The following is an 18,091-nucleotide window of genomic DNA, read 5'->3' as shown; positions in this document are numbered from 1 at the left end:
CAAGTCATGGGAGAAATTATTGTCAACGCGGTCATCACAGTCAAAGCAGGTTTAGCCGATCAAGTCTTTCCGATTTTAAGTACGGTCTACAAAGCTTCACAAAACGAGCCGGGGTGCTTGCGTTATAGCTTACATCAATCGATTGAAGATGAACATCAGTTCATGCTGTATGAAGTCTATCAAGATGAAGAAGCGTTAGAAGCGCATATTGCGTCAGACCACTATAAAGCGTATCGCGAGCAAATCGAATTGTACTTAATCGATCGCCAAGTTACGAAATATGCGGAAATGACATTTTAATGTTAGCTAAAAGAAGCGGACCTCCCGGGTTAGGGAAGGTCCGTTTTTTTAATCATTACATTGATTTGAAACCGAGGAAGTGCTCACGCCAGTGCGGCTCGTAAATTGAACTGATTTGCAGTTGTGATCCTCCGGCATGAATGAAGTGTTTACTATCTAACATGATCCCGATATGCGAGGGGCCATCCGTATACGTGTTTTCGAAGAAGACGATATCCGAGCGTTTTCCGGAACTGATACTTGTGCGTTGATTTGTAAAGAACGCTCCGTACCAGTAACCGCGGACATTCGTCCGTCCGCCGTATTTTCCGGCTTGGTTCGTCGCATAATGAATCAAGCCGGAACAATCGAATCCACCATTCGCCACGTTTTGTGATCCCCATGTGTACGGAGTACCGATATGGGCAACAGCAGCTTGAATCAACTTTTCGCCACGTGAATTATTTTTCTTGTCAACTTTTGTTTCGCTCGTCACTGTAAGGGCCGTCACCGGGATGTAGACGGGCGTCCAGCCGGACTGAATGACATAGAAATTACCGACGCGGTAACGCGGATACACACGCTTGCCTTTTTCGACCAACCCGGCACTTTTTGGACTGGCAGGTGTGTCATAAAATGAAGTCGTTGCTTTGACCGTATAGACTTTTGAACGATTGATGGCTTGCTCGTTATACCGCATATCCGGTTTGCTCGTTCCGATATAAGGATTGAGGACGTAACCCGTTTGACCATTCGGTAGACGGACTTGCCAAAAGTCATCATCAATCGATTTTAATCCGATCAATTTCGTTCCTTTGCTTAAGTGACTCGCCGGACGACTGTAGGCGACGTCAGCAGAAAAGAGTGGTGTTTGGTTGAAATGGACGTAAAAGACGGTCCCGACTTTGGCTTTAGATGTCGGTTTATTTAAACCGAGCCGACTTGAGTCAACGAATCCGAAGCGTGATCCGATTTTAACGCGTGTGTAGTAACCGCTTTTTCCGTAGGTCGTGATTAATGCTCCTTTTTTCAGTGTCCCAATGTTTCCGCTAAGACTGGCTTTTGGATGGACGACCAACTTGTCTTCGGTCACGTAACGTGTTCCTGTCGTCGCATACAGATCTGCTTTCGTTGCTGCGAGCGAACTCGTCAAGACGTATGCATATTCACCGCGGAAGATGATTCGGCTATAGGCGCCGCTCGTCCCGTAAATCGTCAAGAGCGTGTTCTTTTGATGATGCTTAAGAACCGTACTTGAACTGCTTGGGGATTGCTGGATCGGTGTTGTTTTTTGGATGTACAGGCGATTTGTTTTGGCATAGACTTTTGATTTCGCGAGTGAGCTCGTCAAGACGTACGCATATTCACCGCGGAAGATGATTCGGCTATAGGCGCCGCTCGTCCCGTAAATCGTCAAGAGTGTATTTTGTTTATGATGCTTCAAGACGGTGCTCGAACTGTTTGGCTCCACCTGAATCGGTGTCGTTTTTTGGATGTACAGGCGATCCGTTTTGGCATAGACTTTTGATTTCGCGAGCGAGCTCGTCAAAACGTACGCGTATTCGCCGCGGAAGATGATTCGGCTATAGGCACCGCTCGTCCCGTAAATCGTCAAAAGTGTATTTTGTTTATGATGCTTCAAGACGGTGCTCGAACTGTTTGGCTCTACCTGAATCGGTGTCGTTTTTTGGATGTACAGGCGATCTGTTTTGGCATAGACTTTTGAGTTCGCGAGCGAGCTCGTCAAGACGTACGCATACTCGCCACGGAAAATGATTCGGCTGTAGGCACCGCTCGTGCCATAAATCGTCAAAAGTGTATTTTGTTTATGATGCTTCAAGACGGTGCTCGAACTGTTTGGCTCTACCTGAATCGGTGTCGTATCTTGGACGTAAAGCCGATCGGTCTTTGCGTAGACGACGGAATCGCCGAGGTGCGCCGTCAATACGTATCCGTAGGTATCATTGATTCGGACGCGGGAATAAAGACCAGATGTCCCGTAAAGATCGACCGATTGATTCGGTGCTAGCGTCCCGATGACCGAACTTGTTGCTGCTTTGTCGTAAATGGATGTCGTTTGTTGGGCGTACTTTTTCCCGGTCAGCGGATACGATTCAACTTCCTTTGAACCGAGTTGTTTTGTAAGCACGAAGCCGTAAACACCATTGAACTGGACACGGGTGAATGTGCCGGACGTCCCGTATGTTTTGACGGTAGCATTTAAAGAATAGCTCCCAAGTTGTTTACTTGTCGTATCGGCATCTGTATAAATCACAGTTTGTTGTTGGGCGAATTGAGTGCCTGTCGTTTCATAAACAGGTGTCTTACTTAAGAATTTACTTGAAACGAAGACGTAAACGTCGCCTTGTTTAATCCGCGTGAAGTCACCCGATGTCCCGTACGTATCGATTAACGTATTTTGAGTGATTGATTTTCCTGTCGGCGTATCAATTGAAGCAGTCGTATAGGAAGGCGCGAGTGCTGTTATGTATTGCGAATCGATTTTTTGATAAACCGGTTGCTTTGCAAGTTGCGTTGTCTTGACGAAGCGATAGACGCCGTCGATTGAAATGCGTGTAAAGAGACCATCTGTGCCAAAGGTTTCGACGGCGGTCGTTTCTGGTAACGTCTTGACGAGAGTCGTCTCGTCAGCAGTCTCAAAAACAGGAGTTTCGGAAAGTGTGTACTGCGTTCCGGTTGCTTGTTCTGTTTCTGTTTGTTCTGTCACTTCCGTTGGTGTCGGATTCGTATCCGCGTGGCCTTGTAGTGGGAGAGACCCGAGTAACATGACAGATGCCGTGATACTCGTAAACCAATATTTATAAGATTTCATTCATTGAGCTCCTATCATTAAAATTGTAATTTAGCATGTCTAAAGATAAGTTTAGCACTTTCTTTTTGGAAAAAGAGCTGGATATCAGAAATAGTAAAAATGAACTAAATTATGGGAACGGTTTCGTAGGACATATTCCGCCGTGAATAAATCAAAAAAGAGACGGACGAATTTCGCTAGAAATTCGACCATCTCTTTTGGTGAAATGAAGTTATTCTGCTTCGTGATCAATCTGCCACTCCCAGTCGAGCATGCTGTAAATCAACGAATCGCGCCAGTGGTCTTCTAAATAAACGGTTTCCCGTAACAAACCTTCGCGCGTCATCCGAACCTTTTGCAAGACACGCTCCGAAGCGACATTTCGCGGATCACATGTTGCCGTGATGCGATGTAAGTTTAATTTTTCGAAGCCGAATTCGAGTAAAAATGTTGCAATCGATGTCGCGTAACCATTGCCCCATTCGTCAGGCGATAAAATATATCCAATTTCTGCGATTTTATGTTCTGTGTCGGTGACGATGAGCTCTCCCGCGCCAATGACATGATCGTCAGGAAAGGTGACGGCGAAGACATAGCGACGACGTGGACTTTCGAGTTCACTTTCAAGTGCATCGTGTAAAAACTGTTTTGTATCACTCTCAGAGTTCGGTCCCCACGACTGATACTGACTGGCGATTGGTTGTGAGGCATAGGAATGGACAGCTTCCAAATCTTCTGGTGTGAAACGTCGAATCCGAAGTTGATCGTTGATTTTGTAGCGCATGATGAGACCCTCCTCTTTGATTGATTCACTTATCTATATTGGCTAACGGTAGTGGATTCTCCTGTTTGACACATAAAATCAAGCGTGCTAGGGTGAAGACATCGAACGAAATAGCTAGCCTCTAGGGTTCCGTACGGCAACGTAGACTTGGACCGAGGGAGGCACATGAGTACACCTCATGCAACGGAGGGATAAAAGCCCGGGAGTAGAGCGTCTAGACGCCTGCTTCCGGGCTTTTTTTATTTTTTAGGATGAATGTTAGGAGGAAAAGTGATGACGAAATACTGGTTAGGAATTCTAGTGGCTTCCTTTTTTGAAGTTGCTTGGGTAGTCGGTTTGAAACATGCAGATAGCGTACTTGAATGGATGGGAACAATCATCAGCATCATCATCAGCTTTGCTGTCTTGATTAAGGCGAGTAACCATTTGCCGGTTGGAACAGTTTATGCGGTCTTCGTCGGCCTTGGAACAGTCGGGACGGTCATATTGGACATCATTTTATTTGACCAAAGTGCGTCAGTCATGAAGTTAGGATTGATTGGTGTGCTTTTGATGGGTGTCATCGGATTGAAGTTAGTCAGTGGGGAGGTGGAAGAATGAGTTGGTTGTTTGTCATTATTGCCGGATTGTTTGAGATGCTGGGTGTTGTCTTCATCAATACGTTTAATCAACACAAAACGTTCAAGAATGGTCTATTGATGTTTGGCGGATTCGGCTTGAGCTTCCTATTCCTATCACTTGCGATGAACGGATTGCCGATGGGAACAGCTTACGCTGTCTGGACAGGAATCGGGGCAGCCGGTGGAACAGTACTGAGTATGATTTTTTATCAGGAAGCGAAAGACTGGAAGCGGATAGTATGTATCGGTCTGATTCTTAGTGCGACGGTCGGATTAAAGCTGATTGGCGAATAAACATGTCAAATAGATTATTTTTTTATGGAAGAGCCGACTTGTTGGCATATTTTACAGAGAAACAGGAAATACTCCTTATAAGGATACGTTGTACGACAAAACGAACATAAGGGGAGATTCATATGAAAACGAAACAATACATCGGTACGTATTACTCGGAAGAAGAGTTAATCTCGAAAATGGATGAATTGCATATTCAGGGGCACCGTGAAGAAGATTTTTATGTCATCGTCAAGGAAAAATCAGATATCGAACTCGTCCGCAGTCAAATGGACGCGGAAATTGCGGCGACAAAACCATCTTGGATGGATCGGATCCGCGGCAACAAAGGGCGCGATCAAGAAGTCGATCAGTTGTTCGACTCACTTGATTTACCTGCAGAAGATGTAGAAGAACGTAAAGTCGAAGTCGAAGGCGGCGGATTCGTACTTCTGATTGAGGTTCAGGATATTCAGTTTGATCCGCATTTGAATACGGACAATACACATGAAGATGTCAAAGTCCGTTACGGCAGTTATGATGAGACGCACACATCGAGCGCTGCAAATTCAAATGCTCAACTCGGTTCAGGGAATACGCTTGATGTCGATCGGGACTCTAAGGAAGAACATGCCGAAGTTGATTTACACCGAGCCGGAACGGATCAGATGCCGCAAGACGAACAAGCCATCAATCGGGCAAAAGTAGAACAGGACCGCAAGCCGGACATTGCGATGCGTCGCGATGACGATTTCAAACGGCTCGACTCTGAGCGTGATGAAGAAAATAAGAAACAGACGCAGTCACACTCGGATGATGTAGCCGAGCAAGATCACGGAAACAATCTCGATCGTTAATCCGCTCTTGAAAAAGTTACTAAAAGGGAGGAGCCGAAAACGGCCCTCCCTTTTTTGATTATTTTTTATGCATTTCATCCGGATTCGAACCGGTTCGTTGATTTTGATTTAACGCATCAAGTTGTTGCATCTCAGTTGCTGAAAGTTCGAAGTCAAAGACTGCCAGGTTTTCACGAATTCGACTCGGCGTGACCGATTTCGGAATTGCGATAATCCCGTGTTGAATGTGCCAGCGGAGAATGACTTGGGCTGGTGTTTTGTCTTTTGTCGTCGCGATGTCCGTGATGACAGGTTCAGTCAAGGCGTCGCGTCCCTTCATGAGCGGACTCCATGCTTCAACTAAAATGTCGTGTTCCTTACAAAACGTCCGAATTTCTTCCTGACTTAAGAACGGATGTAATTCAATCTGATTGACAGCAGGTACGACGGTTCCTTCTTCCAGAATCCGCTTTAAGTGGGGGATATGGAAGTTCGAAACACCGATGGCTTTCGTTTTTCCTTGCTTGTACAGTTCTTCGAGCGCATGCCATGTGTCCACGTAACGATCTTCGTTCGGCATCGGCCAATGGATAAGATATAAATCGACATAATCGACCCCGAGTTTAGTGAGGCTTGTTTCGAAGGCTGCGAGCGTTTCTGCATATCCTTGATCCGCATTCCAAACTTTCGTCGTCAGAAAAATTTCTTCGCGCGGAATTCCAGAGTCACGTAATGCGCGTCCGACACCTGCTTCATTTTCATAAATCATCGCCGTATCGATTGAACGATAGCCGGCACGTAACGCTTCCAGTACTGCTTGATACACTTCTTCTTCAGGTACTTTAAAAACACCGTAACCGAGTTGAGGCATACTTAGACCGTTGTTGAGTGTGACGTGTTGCATGAGTGGAAGTCCTCCTTCATGTAATCGTTTTATCTTCATAAGTGTACGCTTATTCAGTATGAAAATCGAATGAAATGAGGGGTTGTAAGAAAGGAACAGTCTGCGTATACTGAGCAATAACAAATAATGGAATGAGGGGATTTAGATGATTCGTCAAGCAGTTTTGCAATACATACATGAAAAAGAAGCCGTATCTCAGCTTGACACGTTGCTTGGGAAGCGGAGTGGCGTGCTACTACACGGAGCAAAAGCCTTACAAGCGGCGAATCCTTACTTGCCAGCATTACCGAAAGTCCTGTTTCAAGGGCATTGTACGGATTTTCAAGTCGCGGAATTAGTCAAGGCATGTGCGACATATGACGTCATCGTTGCGTTAGGGGGCGGATCATTGATTGATACGGCAAAGAAAGTTGCTGTTCAATTGAACCGACCTTTGATTGTCATTCCGACGATCGTCTCGAATTGTGCGCCGTGGACGCCACTTAGCGTCATGTACGACACGCAAGGTCAATATCTTCGTTTTGATACGCTGCCGGTTGTCATCGAGGCACTTTTACTCGACCATCGGATTCTGTCGGCGAGCCCCTATGATTATTTTGTCGCGGGTCTCGTAGACACACTTGCAAAATGGTATGAGGCACGTGCTTTAAGTGGGATCACAGTGGAGAATCCAATCATTGAAATGGCTTTACGGGTTGCGGAGCAGTGCAAAGACCTCATCTTAAAAACACCAATCAGCGAGGAGATTTTTCGGGCGTATCCGTCCAGCATCGAACACTTGGTGGAAACCGTCATTCCGTTAGCGGGTAGTGTCGGCGGGTTTGGTGATGATGCGACGCGTGGGGCAATTGGTCATGGTGTCCATAATGCGATGTCTCCTTTTGCATCAACACATTCAATTTTACACGGAAGTAAGGTCGGATATGGTCTCTTGGTCCAGGAGCAGTTGTTGGGTGAAAGTGAAGCATACAACGAGTTGCGGACGTATTTACAAAAAAACGGACAACCGATAACGAGTCTTGATTTAGGACTGACATCGGTAGAACTTAGTCAGTTGGCAGCACGAATCGGACAAGAACCATTATGTCAGTTGATTGAGACGGATTTATCGCCAGCACGTTTACTGGGCGTGCTTAAGCAAAATGATGTCGAGATCATCACAACTTCATGAAAAAACAGCCCCTGCTTAAAAAATGGGGGCTGTTTTTCTTGTTATTGTGCCTTTGCGAATTGTGCGTAAGGTGCAGGGCGACCAAGCAGATATCCTTGGCCAAGATCGAAACCAAGCTGCCGGCAAAGCTCGAGTTCTTCCTCGCGTTCGATGCCCTCTGCTAAAATCTTGATTCCCATTTCTTTCGTAAGATGGCGAGCTTTTCGTAAGAAGGCTTCATTTTCTGCGACCGTATCACAGTTCGAGATGAAAGACCGATCGATTTTGATATAGTCCGGTTGCAACAACGTCAACATATCGAGTGTCGAGAAGCCGGCGCCGACATCATCAAGCGCGACTTGTATCCCTTGTTTTTTATATTGTTCGAAGACATGTTTCAAGTGATTGACGTCTTCAATTTTTTCCGTTTCGACGACTTCAAACACAAGACGACTCGGGTCGACATTATATCGTTCAACGATTTCGAACGTATGACGAAGGCAGTATTCTGGGTTATAAATCGTCGAGGGAAGGAAGTTGATGAACGTTTTCTCTGTTCCGCCAATATGATGTGTCGCGCGAATCGCTTCTTCGCGTGCGCGTTGATCAAGTCGTGAGTGGAGTCCCATCTTTGAAGCAGTCGAAAAAAGAATACCTGGTGACATCGAGACATTGTGATCAGCGGCGCGAAGGAGTGCCTCATTCGCGAACAGCGTGTTGGCCTGAATATCGTAAATCGGTTGCAGGTGACTCGTCATGTTACCTGTTTGGATGAAGTCGATGGCTTGACGATGACGTAATTGCTCGAGTAGAACAGAAGCGAGAAGCATTGGGGTAGAAAAGCGCGATCCATCTTTTCGACATGAGACGGGAACATCATTAATCTGTAACGTTGATTCAAGAAGCTCCTCTAACTGGTTAAACGATGTGTACGAATAAACTTGAGGGATGCTCGACTGGATATGTAAGGAGCCGGCCTCTATAAAACGAATCGTTGTCGTACATTCGGCGCAAGGATGCCACATAAAATGATTTCCACCTTTCCTGTAGAGAGATACATCTAAAAAAAGATGTATTTATTAAATTGGTTAAATACTTTACCCAAAGATAATTGAAATGTAACCTGAATTCAAACATTTAATACGCTATTGACCAAACTAAAAAAAGATAGAGAATTCGAAGAAAATCGAATCCTCTATCTTCTTTATCGGGTGATTGAAACGAAAAGTAAAACGATCGATCATGCTGTCATGAACAAAACCCAGCCCGTCGCGTGTAACAAAAGAGCAAGCGGGACAAGTAACTGGAATTTCGGTTTGCGTGTTTTATGACGTACGAGTTGCATCCCGAGTAATGAACCGAGCGCACCTCCGAGAAAGGCAATCCAAAGCAATGTAGCTTCCGGCGTCCGTTGCGCGTGTTGTTTCGCGCGACGTTTATCGGACCACATCGAGAAGAAGCCGACGACGGTCATCACGCCGTAAAAAATAAGAACCATGTATAATCCGTTCATTATTGTTCCTACCTTTCTGCGCCACCGCCGCCGGAACTACCGCCGCCACCACGACTTCCACCACCACCACCGCCACCGCCGCGCATAACGGCTGACAGAATGTTGATGATTGCGAAGAAGAACATGCCACCTGTAAATTTCATATCCAAGAACAATAACAGGACAAGGCCTGCACCGATGACGATTTTGACCCAAAGACTCAATCCCTCTTCAGCATTCGCTTTAGGCGGATCTTGTGATTCGAGTGACTGTTCCTTCGAGACGACACTGATGACGGCTTTATAGGTTTCTGAAGCTGCTTTTCCGTAATCGCCTTCGTCACGATAAGGAACGGCATATTGGTCGAGGATCCGGCCTGCCGTGATATCGGTCAGGACACCCTCAAGCTTGTAGCCAACTTCAATCCGGAAATTCCGGCTTTTTTCGTTTGGTGCCACGATCACCATGACACCGTTATCTTTTCCTTCTTGTCCAATCCCTTGGGCACGGAAGGTTTCATTCGCATACGTGCTCAAGTCCTGTCCTTTTAAGTCGGGGACAGTTTTTAAAACGACTTGTGCGGTCGTATATTGTTCGAGTTCCTGACCAAGACGAGCGAGTTCCGCTTCTTCCGACGCGGTCAGCAACTTTGCATCATCTTGGATGAAGAAAGCGGCTCCCGTGCGTTCTGATACGGCTTCGGCAGTCGGAGTCAGAAGGAAGAAAACGAGGAACGCACTCAAAAGGAGGCGCGTTCTTCGCCAAATCATTTCGAATCACTGTTGAAATCGACCGTTGGGTTTTCGCGGTCGCTTTCTGAAATTTCATAGTATGGTTTTTTATCAAAACCAAACGCCGAAGCATAAAGCGAAGTTGGGAAACTGCGACGTTTCTTATTGTAGAGTGTGACTGAATCGTTGTAATCTTTCCGTGCGATACCGAGACGGTTTTCTGTCCCTTCAAGCGTATCCATCAATGATTGGAATCGTTCACTTGATTTGAGGTCCGGATACGTCGTTTGTAAGGCGATTAATCCACGGAGAGAAGACGTGACTTGCTGGTCGGCTTCAATCCGTTGTTCTGTCGAAGCAGCGCGGGCAAGGCCGGCTTGTGCTTCTGCGATATCGCCGTAAACTTTTTCTTCTTGACCAGCGACACCTTTAACAGTCTCGACGAGATTCGGGATGAGATCCGCCCGTCGTTTAATTTGGTTATCGACTTGTGACCATTTGTTCGAAACATCTTCTTCGACGTTTACGAGACTGTTGTATTGTCCGATTGCTAAAAATGCAATGATGGCAACAACAGCAATTCCGATGATGAGAGGTAATTTAGAACCCCCACGATTTCTACGTGCCATAATTCGTTCACTCCTTTTTCTGTATCTCATCTACTATATACCCTAAACGGTTTCAATAAGTTTCAAAAAAACAAAAAACTATCAGCAAAAAACTGATAGTTTTTTTGTTTCTTACATGTAAACGACGATTGCAAGAATCCCAGCTAAGACAAGACGATAGATCGCAAACGGAACAAGTTTGATTTTATTGATCAGTTTCAAGAAGAAACGAATCGATAGTAGCGCAAACGCGAACGATGCAACAAAACCGACGATGTAAAAATTGAGGTGAGCCATTTCGATGTAATTCCAGTTTTTGACGAGCGAGAGGAAACTGGCCCCGAACATGATCGGTACGGCCATGATGAACGTAAAGTCAGCCGCCGTCCGGTGATTCATCCCGAGGAAGACCCCGCCGGAAATCGTTGAACCGGAACGCGAAAATCCTGGCCAAAGTGAAATACATTGGAACAATCCGATGAGTGCTGCTTGACGGTAAGTAATTTGGTCGAGTGTCGTCGTTTTCGGTTCTTTTGGACCGAGTTTATCTGCTGCAATCATCAAGATGGCACCGACAGCGAGACCGATGATGACGGTATCAATCGAAAAGAGATTTTCATCGATGAAGTCTTCGAACAATAAACCGAGCACGGCAGCAGGAAGCAGTCCGATTAAGACGTGACGCAATTTTAATTTGTGTGTGCCCGTCGCATCATGCTCGCCTTCGATTTTATAGAGTCCGATTAAGCTGAACAACCGTTTCCAAAAGACGACGATGACGGCAAGGATTGATCCGAGCTGAATGACAATCTTAAAGGTGTTCGCGGAATACTGAGTTAAGAATTCTGAAGTTTGAAGCCACATATCGTCGACGATGATCATATGACCAGTTGAAGAGACAGGGGCGAATTCCGTCATCCCTTCGACGAAACCGAGTAAGAGTGCTTTAAGTAATTCAATGATAGTCATGTTATTCTCCTTCTATATTTTACTATCTAAAAACATATCATGTTTCATTCTTCTGAGATAGAACTAATCTGAATATCGGGCGCAAGACCGATAACGAAAACACCTTGTCGAATGAATAAAAAAAGAGTAGGATGGACTTATAATCAAACGAACATTTGAATGAGGTGGAGGAATGGAAACGAAAACTGAGCGATTACGAATTTCAGGAATTGATTGTGCCAATTGTGCGGCGAAGGTCGAGCGTGGTGTTTCGACTGTCGAAGGAATCGAAGCGGCAAATCTTGATTTTACGGGACAAAAGCTTTATATCACTTATCAAGGAGAGGCACCGGATGACGCAACATACGATGCGGTCGTCAAACGGGTACAAGAATTAGAGCCGAACGTCGAAGTTTCTCGTGACGTTCCATCTGACGAAAGTCATGTTCATGACCACGGTCCATTTTTAACGAAAATGAAAAAGATTCAATACAGCATCGGTGGGGTTGCCTTCATCAGTGCCTTCTTTTTACCGAGCTCAATTGAACTTATCTCATTTGCGCTGGCTTACTTCTTAATCGGTTGGGATGTGTTACGAAACGCGATCCGAAATATTCGTCAGGGACAAGTATTTGATGAAAATTTCTTGATGGTCATCGCGACGGTTGGTGCTTTTCTAATTGGCGAGTACCCGGAAGCGGTCGCCGTCATGCTGTTTTATCAAGTCGGTGAGTTTTTCCAACACCGGGCAGTCGATCAATCCCGCAAATCGATTGCTGAATTAATGGATATTCGTCCTGAGACGGCAACTCTTGAAAATGGACAAACGATTAGTCCGTTACAAGTGAAGGTCGGACAACGGATTTTAGTCCGACCGGGCGAAAAGATTCCGCTCGACGGAACAATCCTTGAAGGAGAAGCATTCATCGATACCGTCGCCTTGACGGGAGAATCAGTACCACGACGTGTCCGCACGAACGATACGATTCTTGCAGGAACGATCAATACAGATGGGCGACTGTTGATTCAAGTCGACCGTCTCTATAGTGAGTCAACGGTCGCAAAAATTCTTGATCTCGTTGAAAATGCTTCGCGCCACAAGGCGCCGACGGAAAAATTCATCACCCGATTTGCTCGTGTCTACACACCGGCAGTCGTCGGGATTGCGACATTGCTTGCTGTCTTGCCTCCATTGTTTGTCACGGGTGCGACATGGGAGGACTGGATTTACCGGGCACTTGTTTTTCTTGTCATCAGTTGTCCCTGTGCGCTCGTCATTTCAATTCCGCTCGGGTTCTTCAGTGGAATTGGTGCCGCTTCAAAACGAGGGATTCTCGTGAAGGGTGGAAATCACCTCGAGTCATTACAACAGCTGGATACGGTCGTTTTTGATAAAACAGGGACCTTGACAGAAGGGGTCTTTGAAGTGACGGAACTCCGCCCGGTTGCCTGTTCAGACGAAGAATTATTGAAAGTGGCAACGCTTGTTGAACAGCATTCGAATCATCCGATTGCAAAGTCCATCCAACGGACATATGCAAGTTATGGTGAAGTGACGGAATCCGTTCAAGAGTATCGCGAAGTCGCAGGATCAGGTGTCGTCGGTCGCTTCGGAACGGATACGATTCGTGCCGGGAATGCCCGTTGGTTCAACGAACTTGGTTATGAGACGCTTGATCAAACGGCAGACGGGACGTACGTTCATGTCGCACGCAATGATACGTACCTGGGCTACATCCGAATTGCTGATCACATTAAAGACAGCACGGTTGAAGCACTTGTTCGCCTCAAGGCACTCGGTGTGAAGAAAACGATTATGTTAACAGGGGACCGCCTGGCAACAGCAGAAGTGATTGGTCGTCAAATCGGGATTGACGAAGTTGCAGCAGAACTATTACCTGATCAAAAAGTCGAACAACTCGAACTGATTTTGAAGCAAGCGGATGGAAAAGTGGCCTTTGTTGGCGACGGCATCAATGATGCCCCTGTTTTGACACGAGCCGATGTCGGAATCGCGATGGGCGGACTCGGCAGTGATGTGGCGATTGAAGCCGCAGATATCGTCCTCATGACAGATGAACCAAAGCAGTTGGTCGAAGCAATTGAGGTTGCCCGTGCGACACGAAAAATTGTCTATCAAAACATTTTCTTCGCACTTGGCGTGAAAGCCGTGTTTCTCCTGTTTGGTGCATTTGGTTTCGCGACGATGTGGGAAGCTGTGTTTGCGGATGTTGGTGTAACCGTCCTGGCTGTTTTAAATGCGATGCGCATCCTCAAAAAATAATTAAAGGTACACGTTGAAAGGTAAGAACTCAAAAGTCATTCCAATATCAATCTGAAAACTCCTTCACCGGCGATGAAGGAGTTTTTTTTGTTCAATCAGTTTGTTTTTAGCCTAAGGCGACATCAAGAATCATCATGACGGTAAAGCCGACCATTAGACCGAGTGTCGCTAAATCCGAGCCGTTTTCAGCTTGTGATTCAGGAATCAATTCCTCAACGACAACAAAAATCATCGCGCCGGCTGCAAAGGCGAGTGCGTAAGGCAGTAACGGTTGAATGAAGAAAACGGCAGCCGCCCCGATCATTGCCGCAATCGGTTCAACGATGGCGGACATTTGACCGTAATTGAAAGCGCGACGGCGTGACATGCCTTCACCACGAAGCGGAATCGATAAGGCAGCACCTTCCGGCATATTTTGAATTCCGATTCCGAGTGCGAGCGTCAAAGCACCAGCGACTGTCGCCCCGTCCATATTTAACGCAGCAGCACCAAAAGCGACACCGATTGCTAGACCTTCCGGGATGTTGTGCAAGGTGATCGCTAAAAAGAGCAGAGTTGCCTTTTTAAGACCGGTCGAAGGGCCTTCTGCATTTTCAAGTGGTGCGGATAAGTGTAAATGTGGTGTTACGAAGTCGAGTAAGCGAACGAAGAAGCCACCTGCTAAAAATCCGATTGCAGCCGGAAGCCAGGCGATGCCACCATCCTGTTCCGTAAATTCAATCGCCGGAGCGAGCAGTGACCAAAAGGACGCAGCGATCATGACACCGGCGGCGAAGCCGAGCATCATATTCATGACCTTTTTTTCAATTGTCGTAAAGACGAAAACAAGTGCCGCCCCAAGTGCGGTCAAGCCCCATGTCATCATCCCGGCGAGTAATGCCTGGATCACGACGGGGAGTGAAGTAAACCATTCAAACATACAAACATTCCTTCTTTCAAATCATAATTCAAGAGATAAGTGCATTATTGAAGCCCACTGTCACTCCTACCCGTTTTCAATCCGAACTAGTCGCATCAGGGGAATTTCGATCGGATTTTGACTCCGGACGTACAGAAGTCCTCGTTCGTGCTCGATTCGTTCGATGAATCCGGTCAGTGTGATATAGCTTCCTTCCTTATAATACGTGATTTCAAGTTCTTTTCCTTCCATTAATGCTTCTTCGAGGATGAATTGCCATGATTCTTGAAGTTGTTCATCGATGGGCGGTAGTGTTAAACGATGCGTATCTTTATAATAGTCGCGCAACAGTTGAATGTACTCCGGCATCAAAAACGGAATCCATTTTAAATTGCCACGGTCACGATACCGTGTCATTGCCGTCACCTCCCGGATGACCACCGACGAAGCGGAGGCGGCGCTTGGCGACACTTGTATCAAGAAAAGAAACAGCGAGGCGGATGGTTCCCTTCCCGTAACGGACGTTGACATGATCGATTGCCTTTAACAAGCGTTTGCGTTTCCAAACACGGGTATTGTCTTCGAACAACGACAGTTGCAGTGCACCTTGGTCGGGGACAAGTTGACCGAGCGAGACGGACAAAAAACGAATCGGTTCGTGTTCGAGCCAGTTCGGCTCGAACAGCTGAAGGATATGCCGCAGGATAATCCGTTCGTCTGAAGTCGGATAAGGGAGACGGAGTTGCTTTGAAAACCCTGCCCGGACGATATGTCTCGAGTAACGGACACCTAAGTGAACCGTCCATCCAAGTTGATTGGAAAAGCGGACGCGGGCTGCGACATCGCTTGCGAGCTCACTTAAGACCAGCCGAATCTGGTCGTATTCGTAATAATCACGCATTAGTGTCACGCCATGACCAACCGTCTTCTGTCGGGATGATGCCGGACGAAATAAAGCGGTCGGATCAATCGTCGTCGGAGATTGATCGATGCCCCATGCATGATGCCAAAGTTCGGCACCGATGACACCAAAACGTTCGTGTAGTGTTTCTAATGGTGCGGCCGCCAAATCGCCGATCGTCTCGATGCCTAATTGATTCAGATGGTGCTCCATTTGATGACCGATCCCCCACATCTTGCGAACGGGAAAGTCATGTAAGAGACGGGGGACATCAGCATAACCACAACGCGCAATGCCCTGTTTTTTCCCGAGTAAATCAAGGGCAAGTTTCGCGATGACGTTATTAGGACCAATCCCGATTCGGACGTGAATACCGGTTTGTTCCAGGATGGCTGACTGTAATTGGTTAGCAGCTTCAAAATCCGTACCGAAGAGGTGCTCCGTTCCCGTCATGTCGATGAAACTTTCGTCAATCGAGTATACCCGGATTGCTTCCGGTGGTCCGAATTGATGGAGCACATCGAGGACACGAATCGACGTTTTCATGTAGCATAACATGCGTGGTTCGACGAGGTGAATCTGCTTTCGTTCCTTGTACGGGAGTTGTTCAATCTGGTAGAGACGACTTGCCGTTTTGATACCAAGCGTCTTCAAAGCAGGGCTCGCCGCTAAAATGACGGAGCCGCTCCGTTTTAAATCGGAAACGACGGCTAATTTTGTTGTTAATGGTGGTAGATTTCGGTAATGGCACTCGCAACTGGCATAAAAAGAGACACTATCCACGCAAAAAATACGTTGGTTTGGAAAGTCCGCATCAGAAGACACGAAAATCACTCCTTTTAGAACGTTTGTTCTTATTTTATTTATGTTGATTCTAGCACGGTCTCAAAGTGTCTCAAATCAAAAATTGAAAAAGAGTGTACATGTCATCACTTTTTAGAGCGCAGCATGACTTTAGAAATCATCCTCTTGAGTCATATTTAGGTAACAGGTTTGGTACACTAAGGACTGAGAAGAAGAAGGGTTGGGAGAGAATGAAGAAAAAACCGATGATCCATCTACCGGATGTCCCGAATAATTTAGCAGTCGAAACATTTGCAGAAATCGAAATCGATGATCCGTACTTGTATCAAATGCTGTATGAAAAAGAAACGTTACCCATCGAGCTGACGGAGCGGATCGATGCCAATCAAGTCTGTTTTCGGAATGTCTCATTTGCGGGTCTCGTGTTTGATCGCGCGTCATTTGAAAATGTCCGATTTGAGCAGTGTGATTTGACGGGTTGTCAGTTCCGTGACAGTCGTTTTCATCGCGTTCTGTTTCAGGACTGTCGCCTGACGGGGGTTCAATTAGAAGAAACGACGCTTGATCATGTCACGGTAAAAGCATGCCAGGCGAATTACTTACAAGTGATTCGGACATCGCTCCGACAAGTAACGTTCGAGCAGACGGCGATGCGGGAGACACAATTCTTCGAAGGGAAACTCATCGATTTACGTTTTGAGGATGTTGAATTGATGGAAAGCCAGTGGGTTGAAACTCCGTTAAAAGGACTCGATTTGCGACAAGCGGACGTCTCGGGGATTACGATTGATCCACGCTTTTTGACAGGGGCGATCGTGACGGAAGGACAAGCAATCGCATTTGCCCGATTACTCGGTCTTGTCATTCCGCAAGAATGAACATGAAAAAACCGGACGCTGTTCCTCTTCCTTTTAGGGAAACGGAAAACGTCCGGTTTTTTTGTATTCATACGACTCTCGAAGGAGAGACTTAAAAGGAGAGCGTCTCGCCGTCGTCCGGAATCAAAAAGTGAGCGGAGAGATGATTTGCTGCTAAAAAGTCAGCGATCATATCGCGGCGGAGCAGGCAGTGATTGACAGCTTCGAGATGCGAGACGATGATCGTCGCTTCAGCCGCTGCCGCGTGGACCGCTAATAAATCACGTTCCGACATCGTGATCGGTTCACCGGTCTGGAACTGGGCGGCACCACTATTGACGACGATGACATCCGGTGCATAGGTATCAATCGCAGAATCGACGTCGTCACACCAAATCGTATCACCGGCGATATAGAGCGTCGGCTCATCGGGATGTGTAAAGACGAGACCGGATACGTGTCCCATCCGTTGTCCGATTTCGCCGACACCGTGTTGACCGTTCGTGCGGAAAACTTTGACATCACGGAGTGTCACACCCTGGTCGAACGGCTGAACGTCGGTGAAACCGGCTTCTTTAATGACAGAGGCGTCCGTCGCGTTTTGGGCATAGAGCGGAACCGTCTTCGGTAACAATTGTTTTGCGGCCTCATCGAAATGATCGGCGTGAAGATGTGTCACGAAGACGGCATCCGGGTCGAGTAAGGTCGAGACATCGACTGGTAAGTCGACAAGGGGGTTGCGGTGGGTGTTCGGTGTATGGTCGAACGGAGGAAGCGAACCCTTTTCACCGAGAAAAGGATCAATTAAAAAAACTTGGTTGGCATAGGTCAAGACGAGTGTCGCATTTCGAATTTGCTGGATGTTCACAGGCAATCTTCCTTTCTTGTACGAATCTTCCTCGTCTCATAT

General features: G+C 46.6%; 19 protein-coding genes. 7 read left to right on the top strand and 12 right to left on the bottom strand.

Going from position 1 to position 18,091, the window contains the following annotated elements; translation table 11 throughout:
* Positions 1 to 6: 6 nt before the first annotated feature.
* The gene (locus KNQ05_RS12205) at positions 7 to 300 is read left to right on the top strand and encodes a putative quinol monooxygenase (RefSeq protein ID WP_029332555.1); all 294 of its coding nucleotides are present in this window, start codon (positions 7 to 9) and stop codon (positions 298 to 300) included.
* Positions 301 to 355: 55 nt separating this feature from the next.
* Here KNQ05_RS12205 and KNQ05_RS12200 read toward each other — a convergent pair whose 3' ends face one another.
* Together KNQ05_RS12200 and KNQ05_RS12195 are read right to left on the bottom strand one after the other, a co-directional pair.
* Positions 356 to 3,112, bottom strand: a complete 2,757-nt coding sequence (locus KNQ05_RS12200) for an SH3 domain-containing C40 family peptidase (protein WP_251132242.1) — start codon at positions 3,110 to 3,112, stop codon at positions 356 to 358.
* A 211-nt stretch (positions 3,113 to 3,323) separates the two neighbouring features.
* Positions 3,324 to 3,875: a GNAT family N-acetyltransferase gene (locus KNQ05_RS12195; RefSeq protein ID WP_214805506.1), complete on the bottom strand. Its 552-nt coding sequence runs from the start codon at positions 3,873 to 3,875 to the stop codon at positions 3,324 to 3,326.
* A 273-nt stretch (positions 3,876 to 4,148) separates the two neighbouring features.
* Here KNQ05_RS12195 and KNQ05_RS12190 point away from each other — a divergent pair, with 273 nt between their 5' ends.
* The 3 genes from KNQ05_RS12190 (at position 4,149) to KNQ05_RS12180 (ending at position 5,625) form a co-directional block, all read left to right on the top strand.
* On the top strand, positions 4,149 to 4,475 hold the full coding sequence (locus KNQ05_RS12190) for a DMT family transporter (protein WP_088836231.1): 327 nt from the start codon (positions 4,149 to 4,151) through the stop codon (positions 4,473 to 4,475).
* On the top strand, positions 4,472 to 4,789 hold the full coding sequence (locus KNQ05_RS12185; protein ID WP_088836232.1) for a DMT family transporter: 318 nt from the start codon (positions 4,472 to 4,474) through the stop codon (positions 4,787 to 4,789). The genes KNQ05_RS12190 and KNQ05_RS12185 overlap by 4 nt, the downstream gene beginning before the upstream one ends.
* 122 nt (positions 4,790 to 4,911) lie before the next feature.
* Positions 4,912 to 5,625, top strand: coding sequence for a general stress protein (locus tag KNQ05_RS12180; RefSeq protein ID WP_088836233.1), 714 nt, complete (start codon positions 4,912 to 4,914; stop codon positions 5,623 to 5,625).
* 58 nt (positions 5,626 to 5,683) lie between these two features.
* Here KNQ05_RS12180 and KNQ05_RS12175 read toward each other — a convergent pair whose 3' ends face one another.
* The gene (locus KNQ05_RS12175) at positions 5,684 to 6,508 is read right to left on the bottom strand and encodes an aldo/keto reductase (RefSeq protein ID WP_214805504.1); all 825 of its coding nucleotides are present in this window, start codon (positions 6,506 to 6,508) and stop codon (positions 5,684 to 5,686) included.
* A gap of 145 nt (positions 6,509 to 6,653) precedes the next feature.
* Between KNQ05_RS12175 and KNQ05_RS12170 the strand changes: the two genes are divergently transcribed.
* Positions 6,654 to 7,679, top strand: coding sequence for an iron-containing alcohol dehydrogenase family protein (locus tag KNQ05_RS12170; protein ID WP_214767177.1), 1,026 nt, complete (start codon positions 6,654 to 6,656; stop codon positions 7,677 to 7,679).
* Positions 7,680 to 7,720: 41 nt separating this feature from the next.
* Here KNQ05_RS12170 and KNQ05_RS12165 read toward each other — a convergent pair whose 3' ends face one another.
* The 5 genes from KNQ05_RS12165 to KNQ05_RS12145 all read right to left on the bottom strand — a co-directional run bounded on the left by KNQ05_RS12165 (position 7,721) and on the right by KNQ05_RS12145 (position 11,458).
* On the bottom strand, positions 7,721 to 8,683 hold the full coding sequence (locus KNQ05_RS12165; protein ID WP_088836237.1) for an EAL domain-containing protein: 963 nt from the start codon (positions 8,681 to 8,683) through the stop codon (positions 7,721 to 7,723).
* 215 nt (positions 8,684 to 8,898) lie between these two features.
* Complete coding sequence (locus KNQ05_RS12160; RefSeq protein ID WP_369834755.1) at positions 8,899 to 9,171, bottom strand: DUF1294 domain-containing protein; 273 nt, start codon at positions 9,169 to 9,171, stop codon at positions 8,899 to 8,901.
* A gap of 8 nt (positions 9,172 to 9,179) precedes the next feature.
* Entirely contained in the window at positions 9,180 to 9,920 is a 741-nt protein-coding gene (locus tag KNQ05_RS12155) for a TPM domain-containing protein (protein ID WP_088836238.1), read from the bottom strand.
* Positions 9,917 to 10,510, bottom strand: a complete 594-nt coding sequence (locus KNQ05_RS12150; protein WP_214805502.1) for a LemA family protein — start codon at positions 10,508 to 10,510, stop codon at positions 9,917 to 9,919. Before KNQ05_RS12150 ends, KNQ05_RS12155 begins: the two co-directional genes overlap by 4 nt.
* 111 nt (positions 10,511 to 10,621) lie before the next feature.
* Positions 10,622 to 11,458 (bottom strand): undecaprenyl-diphosphate phosphatase, encoded by an 837-nt coding sequence (locus KNQ05_RS12145; RefSeq protein WP_214805500.1) that lies wholly within the window; start codon positions 11,456 to 11,458, stop codon positions 10,622 to 10,624.
* A gap of 172 nt (positions 11,459 to 11,630) precedes the next feature.
* Here KNQ05_RS12145 and KNQ05_RS12140 point away from each other — a divergent pair, with 172 nt between their 5' ends.
* Entirely contained in the window at positions 11,631 to 13,721 is a 2,091-nt protein-coding gene (locus KNQ05_RS12140; RefSeq protein WP_088836241.1) for a heavy metal translocating P-type ATPase, read from the top strand.
* Positions 13,722 to 13,827: 106 nt separating this feature from the next.
* Here the strand turns inward: KNQ05_RS12140 and KNQ05_RS12135 are convergent, their stop codons facing one another.
* The 3 genes from KNQ05_RS12135 to KNQ05_RS15830 all read right to left on the bottom strand — a co-directional run bounded on the left by KNQ05_RS12135 (position 13,828) and on the right by KNQ05_RS15830 (position 16,345).
* Positions 13,828 to 14,640 carry a ZIP family metal transporter gene (locus tag KNQ05_RS12135; RefSeq protein WP_029332569.1) on the bottom strand — a complete coding sequence of 271 codons (813 nt, stop codon included), beginning with the start codon at positions 14,638 to 14,640 and terminating at the stop codon, positions 13,828 to 13,830.
* A gap of 66 nt (positions 14,641 to 14,706) precedes the next feature.
* A complete protein-coding gene (locus KNQ05_RS12130; protein ID WP_214805498.1) occupies positions 14,707 to 15,036 on the bottom strand; it encodes a YolD-like family protein in 330 nt (109 codons plus the stop codon).
* The gene (locus KNQ05_RS15830; protein WP_214767169.1) at positions 15,020 to 16,345 is read right to left on the bottom strand and encodes a Y-family DNA polymerase; all 1,326 of its coding nucleotides are present in this window, start codon (positions 16,343 to 16,345) and stop codon (positions 15,020 to 15,022) included. Before KNQ05_RS15830 ends, KNQ05_RS12130 begins: the two co-directional genes overlap by 17 nt.
* A gap of 209 nt (positions 16,346 to 16,554) precedes the next feature.
* On the opposite strand from KNQ05_RS15830, the gene KNQ05_RS12120 reads away from it, so the two are divergent.
* The gene (locus KNQ05_RS12120; protein WP_088836244.1) at positions 16,555 to 17,202 is read left to right on the top strand and encodes a pentapeptide repeat-containing protein; all 648 of its coding nucleotides are present in this window, start codon (positions 16,555 to 16,557) and stop codon (positions 17,200 to 17,202) included.
* A gap of 91 nt (positions 17,203 to 17,293) precedes the next feature.
* Here KNQ05_RS12120 and KNQ05_RS12115 read toward each other — a convergent pair whose 3' ends face one another.
* Entirely contained in the window at positions 17,294 to 18,049 is a 756-nt protein-coding gene (locus KNQ05_RS12115) for an MBL fold metallo-hydrolase (RefSeq protein ID WP_088836246.1), read from the bottom strand.
* Positions 18,050 to 18,091: the final 42 nt, after the last annotated feature.

The sequence above is a fragment of the Exiguobacterium sp. s125 genome (genome assembly GCF_018618605.1).
Lineage (GTDB): Bacteria > Bacillota > Bacilli > Exiguobacteriales > Exiguobacteriaceae > Exiguobacterium_A > Exiguobacterium_A oxidotolerans.
The sequence above is the reverse complement of the archived record's forward strand: the minus strand, read 5'-3'. Positions and strand labels throughout refer to the sequence as shown.